The following is a 14852-nucleotide window of genomic DNA, read 5'->3' as shown; positions in this document are numbered from 1 at the left end:
GCCGGGGCGGCGGCCCCTCGAACGCATTTCGCCTTTGCCTGGATCGCCCTTCACTGCCTCTCGCCTTCGGCTCGAACGCAAAAGGCGATGCTCGATATCTTGGGTCAAAGACGAAACGCTTGTGAACAAGGAGCAAGAGCGCATGGTTTTGGATTTCCTGCGACGGTCCGGCATGGAGGCCGGCCCGAGCGAACCGACCGAGCAGAAAGCCTCGGCCACGGGGCCGGTGATTGCCTGGCAGGGAGGTGGGCGCGTTGTCTGGTCTCCGCGGGACGTGGCGTCGCTGACGAAGAATGGATTCGTGACGAACCCGGTGGGTTTTCGCTGCGTGAAGCTGATCGCGGAGGCGGCGGCGGCGATCCCGCTGGTCTGCCAGGACGCGGAGCGGCGGTATGATGTGCACCCGGTGCTGGAGCTGATCAACCGGCCCAATAGCGCACAGGGGCGGGCCGAGCTGCTGGAGGCGCTGATCGGGCATCTGCTTCTGTCGGGCAATGGGTACCTGGAGGCGGTGGGTGACGGCGGCCTGCCGTTCGAGTTGCACGTGCTGCGCTCGGACCGGATGAATATCGTCCCTGGGACAGACGGTTGGCCGGTGGCTTACGACTACGTCGTGGGCGGCAAGAAGGTTCGCTTCGACATGGGCGTCGAGGTGCCGCCGATCTGCCATATCAAGAGCTTCCATCCGACGGACGACCACTACGGGCTGTCACCCATTTCGGCGGCCGCGGCTGCGATCGACGTGCATAACAGCGCGTCCGGCTGGGCCAAGGGGCTGCTCGATAACGCCGCCCGACCCTCGGGGGCGATCGTCTATCGCGGCGCGGATGGCGGGCCGGGGACGCTTTCGGCTGATCAATATGACCGCCTGCTCTCCGAAATGGAGATGCACCACATGGGTGCGCGCAATGCGGGCCGGCCGATGCTTCTGGAGGGCGGGCTCGATTGGAAACAGATGGGCTTTTCGCCTTCGGACATGGAATTCATGGAGACCAAGCGGGATGCGGCGCGGGAGATCGCGACGGCGTTCGGCGTTCCGCCGATGCTGCTCGGGATCCAGGGCGATGCGACCTACGCCAATTACCAGGAGGCGAACCGGGCGTTCTATCGTCTGGCGGTGCTGCCGATGGTCGAACGGGTTACGGCGTCGATTTCGGACTGGTTGTCGCGCTTCTCGGGGCAGGCGGTTCGGCTGGTGCCGGATCTGGACCGGATCTCGGCGCTTTCGGCGGAGCGCGAGGCGCAATGGGCAAGGATCGGGGCGGCGAGCTTCCTGACAGATGCGGAGAAACGCTCGCTGCTGGGGTTGCCGCCGCTGGCGGAGGGAAGCTGAGTTTCGGAGAGGAAATCAACATATGACAGATATCTACGGCTCCGGGCTGGAGCGGAAGTTTTGCCAGTTGGAGGCCACGCTGACAGTGTCCGACGGCGCGGTGATCGAGGGCTATGCCTCGCTTTTCGGGTTGAAGGACCAGGGTGGCGACGTGGTACAGCCGGGCGCCTATCAGGCCTCGTTGAAGACGTTGGCGGAGAAGGACCGGCGGGTAAAGATGCTCTGGCAGCATGACCCGGCACAGCCGATTGGCGTCTGGGACGAGGTTCGCGAGGATGAACGTGGGCTTTGGGTCAAGGGCCGGATCCTGACGGATGTGGAAAAGGGCCGCGAGGCTGCCGCGCTGATTGAGGCAGGTGCCATTGACGGGCTCTCCATTGGCTACCGCACGAAGCGGGCAGAGAAGGACATGCAAGGGCGGCGGCTGCTGCACGACCTGGAGCTCTGGGAGGTGTCGTTGGTGACCTTCCCGATGCTTCCCGAGGCGCGGGTCGGCTCCAAGGGCGATGCCCCGGAGCAGATGGACCCGATGCAAGAATTGGCGGAGGCGCTGGAGGCGGCCCGCTTTGAGATGGCGGAGCGTTGAGCCGCCGACCCCAAGCCAAAATCAGGAGACATGCTGATGAGCAAAACCGAGACAAAGGCTCGGGACGGGCAAGCTATGCCCGACGTTAAGACGGCCATGGTGGGGTTCTTGAGTGAATTCAAGGACTTTCAGGCCGACATCAAAACCAAGCTTCACAACCAGGAAGAGCGACTGACCATGCTGGATCGGAAAACCATGTTTGCCGGGCGTCCCGCCCTCTCGACCGCCGCCGCCGAGGAAGGCGCTGCGCCGCACCAGAAGGCGTTCGAAGCCTATCTGCGCTCGGGCGACGAGGACTCGCTGCGCGGGCTGGAACTCGAGGGGAAGGCGCTCTCGACGGCCGTTGCCGCCGATGGTGGCTACCTTGTCGATCCAGAGACCTCGGCAACGGTCGCGACCGTGCTGTCTTCCTCGGCCTCGATCCGTTCGATCGCCAATGTCGTCAATGTCGAGGCGACGACTTTTGACGTGTTGATCGACCAGGGCGAGATGGGCTCCGGCTGGGCAACGGAATCAGATTCTTCCATCGAAACCGACACACCCCAGATCGAGCGTATTTCCATCCCGCTGCACGAGCTTTCCGCGATGCCGAAAGCCTCTCAGCGTCTGCTCGACGACAGCGCTTTTGATATTGACAGCTGGCTGGCCGACCGGATTGCCAAGAAATTCGCTCGCGCTGAGGCCGCGGCCTTTGTGAATGGCAATGGCGTGGACAAGCCGACGGGCTTCCTGACGCATAGCATTGCGGATGACGCGACCTGGAGTTGGGGCGAGATTGGCTATGTCGCTTCCGGCGCAGATGGTGCATTCGGTTCCGCTGACGCCCTGATTGACCTAGTTTATGCGCTTGGTGCTCAATATCGCGCTGGCGCGGCCTTCGTGATGAACTCCAAGACCGCGGGCAGTGTTCGCAAGCTCAAGGATGGCGACGGTCGCTTCCTGTGGTCTGATGGTCTTGCCGCCGGTGAGCCCGCCCGTCTTCTGGGCTATCCGGTGGTGGTTGCCGAGGACATGCCGGACATTGCCAGCGATGCTGCCGCCATTGCCTTTGGCGACTTCACGGCCGGCTACACCATTGCCGAGCGCCCGGATCTGCGCGTGCTGCGCGATCCGTTCTCGGCCAAGCCGCATGTTCTCTTCTATGCGACCAAGCGGGTCGGCGGCGATGTCAGTGACTTTGCCGCAATCAAGGTCCTCAAATTCTCGGCCAGCTAAGGCTGACCCGAGATGACCGGTCCGGAATGCTTCCGGGCCGGTCGGCAGGCGTGCGTCGAGATTTCTCGCCCGTGTTGTCCAGTTGCTCCCCCTCCGTTCGAGCAATGCGGGGCGCGCGCCTGTCAATCGACCTGTAGAGGGGCAAATCAATTCGGAGAGTCGAATGATGCTAGTCGAGCAGACCACAACGCCTGGTGAGGCACTGCCGGTTGCGGATTTTCGGGATCACTTGCGTCTGGGCACTGGGTTTGCCGACGAGGGGGCCGAAGACAGCTTGCTGGAAACATTCCTGCGAGCTGCTATCGCTGCGGTGGAGGCCTGGACCGGGAAAGTACTGCTGGAACGGGATTTCAGTTGGAGCCTGATGTCATGGAGAGACGGGCGGGCACAGACGCTTCCAGTGGCACCGGTGAGCGAAATCCAGGAAATTCGGATCATAGATTGCCTGGACTGGGAAGTGATCGTCGATTCCAGCAAGTACCGGCTTCAGCAGGACACGCATCGGCCGGTGCTGATGGCGCGCGGAGCACGCCTGCCGACGATTCCCCCGCAGGGGTCTGTCCGGATCAACTTCCTCGCCGGTTTCGGCGAGAACTGGTCTGATGTTCCGGCAGATCTGGGGCAAGCAGTCATGCTGCTGGCGGCCTATTACTATGAATACCGTCACGAAATGCGGGTTGGCGGTGCTGTTATGCCTTATGGCGTTTCCTCGCTGGTAGATCGTTGGCGCAATGTCCGGATTGTTGGTGGAGGCAGCCGATGACTGGCCGTCTTCCCAATCTTAGCAGGCGGTTGACCCTTGAAACGCTTGAAAGAGTTCCGGACGGCTCGGGTGGCTATGACGAAAGTTGGATCGAGCTAGGAACACTGTGGGCAGAGGTCAAGGCAGGTACTGGTAAGGAGACGGCGTCGGACTACCTGACGCTGTCTTACGTTCCATATCGCATCACGGTTCGTGCGGCTCCGCCGGGTGACAGCCGGCGACCCCGCTCTGATCAGCGCTTCCGCGAGGGTGATCGGATCTTCCGTATTCTGGCGGTTGCCGATGCGGAAACGGATGGTCGCTACCTCATCTGTTACGCGCGCGAAGAGGAGGCATCGGCATGAGTTACGGAGCTTCTGCTGCGCTTCAGACAGCGGTGTATCAACATCTTTTGGCCAATGCGGAGGTGTCCGCGCTGGTCGGGAGCGATGTTTTCGATGCTGCGCCTTCCGGTACAGTACCATCGGTCTATATCAGCCTCGGTCCTGAGGATGTAGTTGCTCGGAACGACAACTTGGGCGCGGCGGCCAGGCATCGCTTTTCTGTCAGTGTTGTCTGCGAAACCGCTGGCTTTCAGACCGCCAAGACCGTTGCTGGAGCGGTTTCAGATGCGTTGCATAATGCGAACCCGTCGCTCAGTCGCGGTCGGGTCGTGCGGATGCAATTTGTGAAGGCAAATGCCCGGCGCATCGGTGATGCGGCTCGCCGGAGGATCGATCTGCTTTTCGAAGCTGTGGTCGAAGACGCTTAATACACCCAAATTCAACAGAACGGAGAACGGCCATGAGTGCTCAGGCTGGCAAGGATCTTTTGATCAAACTCGACATGTCCGGCAGCGGCGATTTCGAGACCATCGCAGGGCTGCGAGCTACGCGAGTCAATTTCAATGCGGAAACGATCGATGTGACGACCTTGGAAAGCTCTGGCGGGTGGCGTGAGCTGCTTGGTGGCGCTGGCGTGCGCAGTGCGTCCTTGAGCGGCTCTGGCATCTTCAAGGACGAGACGACGGACGAACGTGTGCGGCAAGTTTTCTTTGATGGGCTAACGCCTGCTTTCCAGGTTGTAGTGCCCGATTTCGGCATGATCGAAGGCCCTTTCCAGCTCACGTCGCTCGAATATGCTGGTAGCCATGACGGAGAGGCCACTTTCGACCTCAGTATGGCCTCAGCAGGCGCCATTGCTTTTACGGCGCTGTAAACGATGACAAATCCATGGGCCGGTGAAGTGGTGGTGCATCTAGATGGAGCGCCGCATGTTTGTAAATTGACGCTGGGCAGCCTGGCGGAACTGGAAGACGGACTGGAAGAGGGGTCGTTGGTCGATCTCGTTCAACGTTTCGAGTGCGGCAAGTTTCGAGCACGTGATGTGTTGGCGCTGGTCCTTGCCGGACTTCGCGGGGGCGGATGGTCTGGAAACGCTGAGGATCTCCGTACCGTCGAGATTTCGGGCGGTCCCGCAGAGGCAGCTCGAGCTGCTGCCCAGATGTTGGCGCGGGCGTTTTCGCAACCGGAAAGCAGGATCTGAACCGATGGATTGGGCCGGATTGATGCGGCTGGGCCTGCGCGAACTCGGCCTTGCACCAGAGGCGTTTTGGAAACTTACCCCGGTAGAACTTCTGGTGAAGCTTGGCGCCGACGCCAGCCGCCCGGCTTTTTCACGCGCGCGACTGAACGAATTGGCGCGTGCCTTCCCTGACAGGAATAGGAAAACAGATCATGGCCTTTGAAATGGAAGGTGACACGGAATTCGATGAGCAATTGGACGCACTGGAGGGCAGTCTGGCGGATGCAAGTGTCGTGATGGCGAACTTCGGAAACGAACTTCGCAGCATGCAGTCTGAACTTACAGTAACGGGCGGTAGCGTTGGAAAGCTGTCGACGGGTATCAGCAACGGCCTGCGTCGCGCTTTTGATGGGTTGGTCTTTGACGGAATGAAGGCCTCTGACGCGCTGAACATGGTGGCGCAGTCCATCATCAATGCGACCTACTCGGCTGCGATCCAGCCGGTAACACAACAGATCGGTGGCATCCTGGCAAACAGCATTGCCGGGGTTGGCGCGGCGGCATTCGCCGATGGCGGGAGCTTTTCCCAAGGCAAGGTGATGCCCTTTGCCAAGGGAGGAGTCGTCACAACTCCGACCAATTTTCCGATGCGTGGTGGTGTTGGCCTGATGGGGGAAGCGGGGCCGGAGGCTATCATGCCGCTTGCACGCGGCACCGATGGAAGTCTGGGTGTGCGGGCAGACGGCGGCGGGCAGGGAGGTGGCCAGTCGGTCGTCGTCAATATTTCCACGCCGGACGTCGACAGCTTCCGCCGGAGCCAGAGCCAGGTGGCGGCGCAGATCGGCCGGGTTCTGGGTCGTGGTCAGCGCAATCGATGAAATAAAGGACATCCGACATGGGATTTCATGAGGTTCGTTTTCCAACAGCGATCAGTTTCGGATCGTTTGGTGGACCGGAGAGAAGGACGGAAATAGTTACCTTGGCCAACGGATTTGAGGAGCGAAATACGCCCTGGGCCCATTCGCGCAGGCGGTATGATGCTGGTCTGGGAGTGCAAACACTCGATGAACTGGAAGAAGTGATTTCCTTCTTCGAGGCGCGCCGTGGTCAACTCCACGCATTTCGCTGGAAGGATTGGTCCGATTTCAAATCCTGCCGTCCTTCGCAGGCGGTTGATTTCAAAGATCAGAACCTAGGGTTCGGAGATGGCGACGCCACGTTGTTCCAGTTGTTCAAGGTTTATGAGTCAGGAGGGGAAGCCTATTCTCGTCCAGTCGTGAAACCAGTCTCCGGCAGCGTTGTGGTTGGGGTTAACGGAGTTTCCCTCGTCGAAGGAAGTGATTGGAATGTCGATATAACGACGGGCGAGATCCATTTCCAGACGGCTCCGGTTGCCGGAAGTATCGTGACCGCCGGGTTTGAGTTCGATGTTCCGGTTCGTTTCGACACTGACAATATCCGGGTGTCTGCTGTCAGCTTCAAGGCTGGAGAAGTGCCGGACGTTCCCGTGGTGGAGGTTCGTGCGTGATGGCGGTAGCAAGTGGACAATCACAGGCTCTCTACGCTCATCTGGCCGAAGGTGTGACGACGTCGTGTCGCTGTTGGAAAGTGGTCCGCAAGGATGGCTGGAGCCGGGGTTTCACGGACCACGATAACGATCTGACCTTTAATGGAACAGTGTTCCGGGCGAGCAGTGGGTTTACTGCGAGCGCGCTGGAAGTCACGACAGGGCTTTCGGTGAATAACACAGAAGCCGTGGGAGCGCTTAGCGACGCCGGAATTTCGGAACTGGATATCGAAGCCGGGCGTTTCGATGGTGCGGCGGTCACTCTATGGCTCGTCAATTGGGAAGCGACCGATCAGCGGGCAGTCAGTTTTCGCGGAACAATTGGTGAAATATCTCGCAATGACGGCTCCTTTACAGCGGAATTGCGGGGTTTAACGGAACAATTGAACCAACCAATGGGGCGGGTATTTCAAGGTGCCTGCTCTGCTAAGCTTGGCGACAGCAAATGTCGGTTTGATACGACAGGAGACGGATTTGTCGCCGAGTTCACCCTCATGGAGGTTGAGGATGCACGCGTTTTTCGGGTTCCTGATGGTGGGCTGTTTGAGAATGGATGGTTCGAACGCGGCTTGCTGACGGTTCTCGATGGCGAAGGAGGCGAGCTGAAAGGTTGGGTCAAGAATGACATCGTTGCGAATGGCGAACGAGAGCTCACGCTTTGGCAGGGGCTTCGATGCACAATCCAACCGGGTGATCGGGTTCAGCTGATTGCAGGTTGCGACAAGAGCGCATCGAGCTGCGCGAACAAGTTTGGAAACTTCCGTAATTTTCGTGGATGTCCGCACATACCGGGCGAGGATTGGCTGACGTCCTATCCGCGCAGCGGCGATGACTACGACGGCGGCAGCATCAACGCGCCCATCGTGTCTTGATTTCAGGAGAGTAGAGAATGCAGGAACGCGTGGTCGAGATCGCCCGCAGCTGGATTGGCACGCCATATCGGCATCAGGCGTCGGTTCGAGGCGCCGGGTCAGATTGTCTTGGCTTGATCCGGGGAGTTTGGCGGACGCTCTACGGGCAGGAGCCGGAGCTCGTACCGAGTTATTCTCCGGATTGGTCGGAACCATCCGGTGAGGAGCGGCTTTGGCGAGCCGCCGCGCGTCATCTGGAACCACGCGCAGCCCGAGAGACAATTGAACAAGGCGATGTTTTGTTGTTTCGCATGCGACACGGTTCTGTTGCAAAACATCTCGGAATCTACTCGCTTCTCGGTGGTTCTCCCAGTCTGATCCACGCCTACCAAGGGCATTCTGTCCTTGAGAGCCCGCTAACAGAACCGTTGCGCAACCGTGTCGTTGCAAGGTTCGCCTTCCCGGAAGGATCTTCTTGATGGCCACTCTTATCCTTTCGGCTGCCGGGGCAGCTATCGGCGGCGCTTTTGGGGGAACGGCATTTGGTCTTTCCACCGCTGTTCTCGGCCGGGCAATCGGCGCGACATTGGGCCGGGTCGTCGACCAGACACTTCTGGGCGGCGGAAGCCAGGTCATTGAGACCGGAAAGATTGAACGCTTTCAACTGACCGGAGCGAGCGAGGGTACGGCTGTTGGAGCGCATTACGGTCGTGTGCGAGCCGGTGGACAAGTGATCTGGTCCACAAAGTTCAAGGAAAAGGTCAAGAAGGAAGAAGTTGGTGGTAAGGGCGGTGGTGGCACCACAACAAAGGCTTACAGCTATTCCATTTCCATCGCCGTCGCGCTTTGCGAGGGCCAGATCCGGGGCGTGGAACGGATCTGGGCAGATGGTATGGAGATCTCGCGCGAAAACGTGACTATGCGGGTCTACTCCGGTTCGGAAGATCAATTGCCCGATCCGAAGATCGAGGCGATTGAAGGTGCCGCAAATGCGCCGGCCTATCGTGGGTTGGCCTATGTTGTTTTCGAAGATCTCGAGCTTGGCGATTATGGCAATCGTGTTCCGCAATTCTCGTTCGAGATTATCCGTGGCGCTGATCCTGAGCGCGTACCGGCGAATGAAAAAAGCCTGGCAGAGACCATTCGGGCCGTAGCGCTCATCCCCGGAACGGGCGAATACTCGCTGTCAACGAACAGGGTGAACTACACCGACAACATGTGGTGGTCGGCATCTTCCAACGAGAACACTAATAGTGGCAAGACCGATTTCGACACCTCGATGGATCATTTGGCAATCGAGCTTCCGCATTGCGGTTCGGTCTCACTGGTCGTGTCTTGGTTCGGCAATGACCTTCGTTGCGGTGAGTGCTCGATTGCTCCAAAGGTCGAGCAGACAGAATTTGACGGTGATCAGCAACCTTGGCGTGTCAGCGGATTGGCGCGCGTGAATGCCAAAGAAGTCGCGAGGATCGATGACCGTCCTGTCTATGGGGGCACCCCGGCCGATGCATCCGTGCTTGAGGCGATTTACAAGTTGCGCGCGGACGGAAAATCCGTGGTTTTCTATCCGTTCATCCTCATGGAACAGCTTGATGGAAACGGTTTGCCCGACCCTTGGTCTGAGAGCACGAGCCAACCGGCCCTTCCCTGGAGGGGGCGGATTACCACGGAGATTTCTCCGGGGCGCGACGGCAGTAGTGACAAAGGCACAGCAGCCAGAACCGAAGTGGAAGCGTTTTTTGGCCAGGCGCAAACGAGCGATTTCACGTCCGCCGGTGACACCATCACATATCTGGGCCCTGAAGAGTGGTCTTTCCGCCGGTTCATACTGCATTATGCGCATCTATGCGCCATGGCTGGGGGCGTGGATGCATTTTGCATAGGCAGCGAGATGCGCGGGCTAACGCAGATCCGGAGTGATGGGAATACGTTCCCGGCAGTAGAGGAACTGGTCAAGCTCGCACAGGATGTGCGCGCGATTCTGGGAACTGACACCAAGATTGGTTATGCCGCAGATTGGAGCGAGTATTTCGGATATCACCCGCAAGACGGCTCGGGCGACGTTCTTTTCCACTTGGATCCATTATGGGCCAGCGATGAGATCGACTTTGTTGGCATCGACAATTACATGCCACTTTCGGATTGGCGGGATAGCCATGATCATGCGGATGCCCCTTGGAGATCGATTTACAATCTCGACTACCTGAAATCGAATATCGAAGGCGGAGAAGGCTTTGAATGGTACTATGCGGATGAGGCCGGACGATATGCACAGCAGCGTTTGCCGATCGAAGATGGTGCCCACGGAGAGCCTTGGGTCTTCCGTTACAAGGATATACGGGCTTGGTGGAGCCAGGAGCACTACGACAGAATAGCGGGGGTCCGTCAGGCGGCTCCGACGACTTGGCTGCCGGAAAGCAAACCGATCTGGTTCACCGAGATTGGCTGCGCTGCTGTGGACAAAGGCACGAACCAGCCGAACAAATTCGTCGATCCGAAATCCTCTGAGTCGAGCGTGCCATGGTTCTCTTCCGGGCTGCGGGACGACTTGATCCAGATGCAGTATATTCGTGCGACCTGTCAGTATTGGAGTGAACCGGCGAATAATCCAACTTCTGCGGTGTATGGGAATGCGATGATCGACCTGTCGCATGTCTATGTATGGGCTTGGGACGCTCGGCCATATCCGTATTTTCCCGCCAGTTCGGACATCTGGAGCGACGGCGAAAACTACTCGCTGGGCCACTGGTTGAATGGTCGGGCGAGCTCGGAATCCCTAGCGGCAGTCGTCAGCGACATTTGCAGCAAGGCGGGTGTCACCGATGTGGATGTGAGTGAGTTGTACGGTTTGGTTCGGGGCTATGGGATTGATGAAACGTCTGGGGCCCGTTCGGCTTTGCAGCCGCTTTCACTCGCGCACTCCTTTGATGCGGCCGAAAGGGAGGGAAGGCTATCGTTCCACACACGGACCGGAATAGCGAACGCTTCCTACGATGAGGGCACATTTGTCAAAGGTGAGGAAACGGTTCTTAGCCTTCAGCGTGGAGCCTCGGCGGATGCGGTTGGAACGATCCGCGTGAACTACGTTCAGGCCGACGGTTCTTTCGAGACCCGGACAACGGAGGCCAGCATCCCCGGAGAAGAGGATGCGACGGCTTCCTCTTCTGATCTAGCAATGTGTTTGACGAGCACCGAGGGGCTGAGAATTGCCGAGAGATGGCTTGCGGAGGCCAGGATCGCCATGGACAGCGTGAGTTTCACCTTGCCGCCGTCTGCCGCGAATGTGCATGTCGGGGATGTCGTCGATTTGACCTATGGCGGATGCCGAGGAAATTTCCGGATCGACAGGGTGGAGATCGGAGAAGCGCGCAAGGTCGAGGCGGTGCGGGTCGAACCGGACCTGTTCCGCCCACCAAAAGATATTGAAGACGTGGTGTCGCTTCCCAAACCCCTGGTAGCAATGCCCGTCTTCTCACGTTTTCTCGACCTGCCATTGATCACGGGAGACGAAGATCCGGTTGCGCCCTACGTCGCCGTTTCTGCAAAGCCGTGGCCGGGGTCAGTGGCCGTTTATACTTCCTCAGAAGATGACGGTTACTCCCTGAACAAGGTTGTGCAGGACCAGTCAGTCTTTGGCTTGACACAAACACCGCTTTTGGCCGCGTCTTGCGGACTTCTCGATCGGGGTGCGCAACTTCAGATAAGAGTTCCTAACGGTGTTTTGTCTTCGGCAACCCGAACAGCCTTGTTGAATGGGGCGAACTCGCTAGCCATCGGGAATGCGTCTAGCGGTGACTGGGAAATTCTACAATTCGAAGAAGCTCAACTCGTTGCATTGGATACCTACGTCCTGAGCGGGCTTCTACGGGGACAACTCGGAACCGATGCCATTATCCCGTCTGTATGGCCTGAAGGTTCGCTCGTTGTATTGCTGGATGGTGGTCCTTCTCAGATTGAGCTTGCCTCGTCCGTGCGCGGGTTGGAGCGACACTACCGTGTCGGACCTGCGGATCGAGGATATTCGGATAACTCCTACGAGCATTTTGTTCATACTGCCACCGGTGTCGGTCTGAGGCCTTATCTCCCGGTTCACCTGAAATCGTCTCGGGATACGGAGGGCAACGAGCTGATCAGCTGGATTCGCAGGAGCCGAATCGACGGAGATAGCTGGGAGGGGCTTGAAATCCCGCTGGGAGAAGAAAACGAACGATATCTCGTTCAAGTTCTTGAGGGAGATGGGACCGTCATTCGTGAGGCGGAGACAAACCAACCCAATTGGTCCTATTCGGCCGAAATGAAAGCAACCGACGCGGTCTACGAGATTGCCGCAGTTCAAGTGGCTCAAATGTCCGAACGCTATGGCGTCGGGCCGTTCCAAAGGATTGAAATCCATGAGTGAAACAACAAACTTGTCCCTGCCGTTTATCATGCCAAGTCAGGCGCAAAAGCATGTGACTGTCAATGAAGCTCTGGTGAAGCTGGACGCACTTGCACAAATTGCGCTCAAATCTCGAAGTCTTGCCAATCCACCGTCGGGATTCGACGACGGCGACTGCTATTCGATTCCTGCGGGCGCAGGGGGGAACTGGAACGGAGCGGACGGGATGATTGCGATTGCCAGCAATGGCGGTTGGGTCTTCGTGACGCCGCGTGAGGGTTGGAATGCCTGGATTGCCGACGAGTTCCAGAGAGCAACATATATCGATGGACAGTGGATTCTGGGAATGCTCGCCGGAGCGCAGAGTGGAGCTGCCTCGCATTTCATGATTGGCGAGAACGAATATGACATCGTTGCCGGAGATGCTCAAACTGTCGGGCTAGAGATTCCGGCAAACGCTGTTGTGTTCGCTTGCTCCGCACGTGTTGTAGAGGAAGTTACGGGGACAATGAGCAGTTGGTCGCTTGACCTTGAAGATGGTTCTATCACTTTTGGAAGTGGTGTGGGCGTGCAGCAAGCGTCCTACTGCACTGGGATCCTTTCACAACCGACAGCCGTCTATGCCAGAAAGTCAGTCCGAATTTCACCAGTAGATGGCAGTTTTTCCGGCGGAAAATTGCGGCTTGCGGCGCATTTTTACCGTGTCTCCTTGCCGGTTTGAGTGGAACGGTTCACAGGTCTGACGGAGTTGTGCCTTTTCGATTCCCATCGAGAGTCCTAAGTTGGAGCGAGCACAGGAACAGGAAACGAACCAATGCTTGAGCCGCGCGATCAATTTTTGACAGTTGATCCGGTCTGGAACCGGATCCGAAAGGAAGCCAACGAAGCTGTTGCGGACGAGCCGTTGCTTGGTGGTCTTGTGCATTCCAGTTTGCTTCATCACCGTTCATTGGAGCGTGCGCTATCTTACCGAATTTCGCTCAAGCTCGCCTCCGGAGAAATGTCCGAGCAAATCTTGCGGGAAATCGCAGATGAAGCGTATTCGGCGGATCCAGGCTTGGGGGCGGCCGCGCGGGCTGATCTGGTCGCGACTTTGGAGCGCGATCCGGCATGCCACAGACTGTTGCAGCCGATCCTGTTCTTCAAGGGCTTCCAGGCAATGCAGGCCTTTAGAGTGGGGCACTGGCTCTGGAAGGAGGGACGGCGCGACATGGCCTATTTTCTGCAGATGCGGGTCTCAGAAGAGTTCGGCATAGATATCCACCCGGCTGCCAGGATTGGGCGTGGAATCATGATAGATCACGCGCATTCCATCGTGATCGGTGAAACAGCTGTTGTAGGTGACAATGTCTCCATGTTGCACTCGGTTACCCTTGGCGGGACCGGGAAGGAAGATGGAGATCGGCATCCCAAGATCGGGGATTGCGTATTGATTGGCGCTGGCGCGAAGATTCTTGGCAATATCACCGTTGGAGAATGCAGCCGGATTGCCGCAGGATCGGTGGTTTTGGAAGACGTGCCGGCACATGTGACTGTGGCTGGCGTTCCTGCGCGGATCGTTGGCGAGGCGGGGTGCTCGCAGCCAGCAGTCTCGATGGATCAGATGTTCGAAGAACGTTGAGGGCAAAGGACCTACCATTCGAGATGAAAGAGGCCTGCCCCGAGGGGTAGGCTCGTGTTGAAAAAGGTAGAACGTGAGACTGTTGAATGTGATGTCGACGAAGTCGAGGAAGTTTTCATCGGGCTTGTCGTAACAAGTTGCCGCTCCACTAGGAATGTTCAACGAGACCCGCACCGAGTTTTCCGGAGGCGGGATTGTTCGACACGCGCTATCTTAGCGAGTTCCTCTGATCGTACATAGAAGCGGGCTTCCGCTTCGTCGGGCGGGATGCTTTCGCTGGAGGCGAGCTGGCGCTGGTTGTTGAAACAGTCGACCCATTCCAGTGTAGAGGTGGCTCGGGAAATCTGAACGGTTGAGTTAGATGGATTTTCTGCTCCCGATCCGGCAGCGATGCCGGGAAGAAGGAGCGAAAGATGGCAAGACGTCCGAGAAGAAACCACAGCGCCGCGTTCAAGGCGAAGGTCGCATTGGCGGCGCTGAAGGGCGACAAGAGTTTGAGGGAACAGAAAGGCGTCCAGTGGACGGATTTCCACGAGAACGAGCGAACTGGCCACCCAGTTCGACCTGCATCCGAACTAGATCAAGCAGTGGAAAGACCAGTTGCTCGATGGCGTGTCTGATGTGTTCGAGGACAAGCCGAAGAGCAAGGAACCGGAAATCGACATCACCTCCCTACACGCGAAGATCGGTCAACTCACCTTGGAGAACGATTTTTTAGATTGAAGAGGGACCGTCGCGCCAGTGGCGCGGCGTAAGCCCGATGAAAGCGCTCGCCAAGGCCGGTCTGTTGCCGAGCGCAAGGAAGTGAGCCCGTGAACGCCACCGGTTCGAGAGAACGGGCGAACCGGATCGAGACCACAAGCTGAGCCTCACGCGGAAGGCCGATCTCCTCGGGATCAGCCGGGGCAGCCTGTATTATCAGCCCCGCCCGGTCAGAGAGGACGATCTGCGACTGATGCGCCGGATCGACGAATTGCACATGGAGTTTCCCTTCGCGGGCAGCCGGATGATGAAGGGCCTGCTGCGGCAGGAGGG

16 protein-coding genes and 1 pseudogene are annotated in these 14852 nt (G+C 58.3%); all 17 read left to right on the top strand.

Features of this window, described 5'->3' with window-relative positions:
• Nucleotides 1-142: 142 nt before the first annotated feature.
• Nucleotides 143-1333, top strand: coding sequence for a phage portal protein (locus AX756_RS07620; protein ID WP_068310101.1), 1191 nt, complete (start codon nucleotides 143-145; stop codon nucleotides 1331-1333).
• A 22-nt stretch (nucleotides 1334-1355) separates the two neighbouring features.
• The gene (locus AX756_RS07615) at nucleotides 1356-1919 is read left to right on the top strand and encodes an HK97 family phage prohead protease (protein WP_068309872.1); all 564 of its coding nucleotides are present in this window, start codon (nucleotides 1356-1358) and stop codon (nucleotides 1917-1919) included.
• A gap of 36 nt (nucleotides 1920-1955) precedes the next feature.
• Nucleotides 1956-3134 (top strand): phage major capsid protein, encoded by a 1179-nt coding sequence (locus AX756_RS07610; RefSeq protein WP_068310099.1) that lies wholly within the window; start codon nucleotides 1956-1958, stop codon nucleotides 3132-3134.
• 163 nt (nucleotides 3135-3297) lie between these two features.
• Nucleotides 3298-3897, top strand: a complete 600-nt coding sequence (locus tag AX756_RS07605; protein WP_068309871.1) for a head-tail connector protein — start codon at nucleotides 3298-3300, stop codon at nucleotides 3895-3897.
• Nucleotides 3894-4241 (top strand): head-tail adaptor protein, encoded by a 348-nt coding sequence (locus AX756_RS07600; RefSeq protein ID WP_068309870.1) that lies wholly within the window; start codon nucleotides 3894-3896, stop codon nucleotides 4239-4241. The genes AX756_RS07605 and AX756_RS07600 overlap by 4 nt, the downstream gene beginning before the upstream one ends.
• Nucleotides 4238-4648 carry a DUF3168 domain-containing protein gene (locus tag AX756_RS07595; RefSeq protein ID WP_068309869.1) on the top strand — a complete coding sequence of 137 codons (411 nt, stop codon included), beginning with the start codon at nucleotides 4238-4240 and terminating at the stop codon, nucleotides 4646-4648. The genes AX756_RS07600 and AX756_RS07595 overlap by 4 nt, the downstream gene beginning before the upstream one ends.
• Before the next feature lie 32 nt (nucleotides 4649-4680).
• Nucleotides 4681-5094, top strand: a complete 414-nt coding sequence (locus tag AX756_RS07590; protein ID WP_068309868.1) for a phage major tail protein, TP901-1 family — start codon at nucleotides 4681-4683, stop codon at nucleotides 5092-5094.
• A gap of 3 nt (nucleotides 5095-5097) precedes the next feature.
• Nucleotides 5098-5421, top strand: a complete 324-nt coding sequence (locus AX756_RS07585; RefSeq protein ID WP_068309867.1) for a gene transfer agent family protein — start codon at nucleotides 5098-5100, stop codon at nucleotides 5419-5421.
• 4 nt (nucleotides 5422-5425) lie between these two features.
• Nucleotides 5426-5623, top strand: coding sequence for a phage tail assembly chaperone (locus tag AX756_RS07580; protein WP_068309866.1), 198 nt, complete (start codon nucleotides 5426-5428; stop codon nucleotides 5621-5623).
• A complete protein-coding gene (locus tag AX756_RS07575; protein ID WP_068309865.1) occupies nucleotides 5613-6278 on the top strand; it encodes an RcGTA-type gene transfer agent tail tape measure protein in 666 nt (221 codons plus the stop codon). Before AX756_RS07580 ends, AX756_RS07575 begins: the two co-directional genes overlap by 11 nt.
• Nucleotides 6279-6295: 17 nt before the next feature.
• On the top strand, nucleotides 6296-6928 hold the full coding sequence (locus tag AX756_RS07570) for a DUF2460 domain-containing protein (RefSeq protein WP_068309864.1): 633 nt from the start codon (nucleotides 6296-6298) through the stop codon (nucleotides 6926-6928).
• Entirely contained in the window at nucleotides 6928-7839 is a 912-nt protein-coding gene (locus tag AX756_RS07565; RefSeq protein ID WP_068309863.1) for a phage/gene transfer agent baseplate hub protein, read from the top strand. Before AX756_RS07570 ends, AX756_RS07565 begins: the two co-directional genes overlap by 1 nt.
• A 17-nt stretch (nucleotides 7840-7856) precedes the next feature.
• Nucleotides 7857-8297, top strand: a complete 441-nt coding sequence (locus tag AX756_RS25045) for an NlpC/P60 family protein (protein WP_082738998.1) — start codon at nucleotides 7857-7859, stop codon at nucleotides 8295-8297.
• The gene (locus tag AX756_RS07560; protein ID WP_068309862.1) at nucleotides 8297-12217 is read left to right on the top strand and encodes a baseplate multidomain protein megatron; all 3921 of its coding nucleotides are present in this window, start codon (nucleotides 8297-8299) and stop codon (nucleotides 12215-12217) included. The genes AX756_RS25045 and AX756_RS07560 overlap by 1 nt, the downstream gene beginning before the upstream one ends.
• Complete coding sequence (locus AX756_RS07555; protein WP_068309861.1) at nucleotides 12210-12917, top strand: DUF2793 domain-containing protein; 708 nt, start codon at nucleotides 12210-12212, stop codon at nucleotides 12915-12917. Before AX756_RS07560 ends, AX756_RS07555 begins: the two co-directional genes overlap by 8 nt.
• A gap of 93 nt (nucleotides 12918-13010) precedes the next feature.
• Nucleotides 13011-13817: a serine O-acetyltransferase gene (gene cysE / locus AX756_RS07550; protein ID WP_068309860.1), complete on the top strand. Its 807-nt coding sequence runs from the start codon at nucleotides 13011-13013 to the stop codon at nucleotides 13815-13817.
• Between the two features lie 413 nt (nucleotides 13818-14230).
• A pseudogene (locus AX756_RS26335) lies at nucleotides 14231-14852 on the top strand (transposase family protein); the annotation flags it as partial.

The sequence above is a fragment of the Aliiruegeria sabulilitoris genome (genome assembly GCF_001558155.1).
Lineage (GTDB): Bacteria > Pseudomonadota > Alphaproteobacteria > Rhodobacterales > Rhodobacteraceae > Tropicimonas > Tropicimonas sabulilitoris.
The sequence above is the reverse complement of the archived record's forward strand: the minus strand, read 5'-3'. Positions and strand labels throughout refer to the sequence as shown.

What these genes read in the sequence shown, in the direction of transcription:
- AX756_RS07620 (WP_068310101.1), top strand. Translation starts at nt 143, where the DNA reads ATGGTTTTGGATTTCCTGCGACGGTCCGGCATGGAGGCCGGCCCGAGC.
- AX756_RS07615 (WP_068309872.1), top strand. Translation starts at nt 1,356, where the DNA reads ATGACAGATATCTACGGCTCCGGGCTGGAGCGGAAGTTTTGCCAGTTG.
- AX756_RS07610 (WP_068310099.1), top strand. Translation starts at nt 1,956, where the DNA reads ATGAGCAAAACCGAGACAAAGGCTCGGGACGGGCAAGCTATGCCCGAC.
- AX756_RS07605 (WP_068309871.1), top strand. Translation starts at nt 3,298, where the DNA reads ATGATGCTAGTCGAGCAGACCACAACGCCTGGTGAGGCACTGCCGGTT.
- AX756_RS07600 (WP_068309870.1), top strand. Translation starts at nt 3,894, where the DNA reads ATGACTGGCCGTCTTCCCAATCTTAGCAGGCGGTTGACCCTTGAAACG.
- AX756_RS07595 (WP_068309869.1), top strand. Translation starts at nt 4,238, where the DNA reads ATGAGTTACGGAGCTTCTGCTGCGCTTCAGACAGCGGTGTATCAACAT.
- AX756_RS07590 (WP_068309868.1), top strand. Translation starts at nt 4,681, where the DNA reads ATGAGTGCTCAGGCTGGCAAGGATCTTTTGATCAAACTCGACATGTCC.
- AX756_RS07585 (WP_068309867.1), top strand. Translation starts at nt 5,098, where the DNA reads ATGACAAATCCATGGGCCGGTGAAGTGGTGGTGCATCTAGATGGAGCG.
- AX756_RS07580 (WP_068309866.1), top strand. Translation starts at nt 5,426, where the DNA reads ATGGATTGGGCCGGATTGATGCGGCTGGGCCTGCGCGAACTCGGCCTT.
- AX756_RS07575 (WP_068309865.1), top strand. Translation starts at nt 5,613, where the DNA reads ATGGCCTTTGAAATGGAAGGTGACACGGAATTCGATGAGCAATTGGAC.
- AX756_RS07570 (WP_068309864.1), top strand. Translation starts at nt 6,296, where the DNA reads ATGGGATTTCATGAGGTTCGTTTTCCAACAGCGATCAGTTTCGGATCG.
- AX756_RS07565 (WP_068309863.1), top strand. Translation starts at nt 6,928, where the DNA reads ATGGCGGTAGCAAGTGGACAATCACAGGCTCTCTACGCTCATCTGGCC.
- AX756_RS25045 (WP_082738998.1), top strand. Translation starts at nt 7,857, where the DNA reads ATGCAGGAACGCGTGGTCGAGATCGCCCGCAGCTGGATTGGCACGCCA.
- AX756_RS07560 (WP_068309862.1), top strand. Translation starts at nt 8,297, where the DNA reads ATGGCCACTCTTATCCTTTCGGCTGCCGGGGCAGCTATCGGCGGCGCT.
- AX756_RS07555 (WP_068309861.1), top strand. Translation starts at nt 12,210, where the DNA reads ATGAGTGAAACAACAAACTTGTCCCTGCCGTTTATCATGCCAAGTCAG.
- cysE (WP_068309860.1), top strand. Translation starts at nt 13,011, where the DNA reads ATGCTTGAGCCGCGCGATCAATTTTTGACAGTTGATCCGGTCTGGAAC.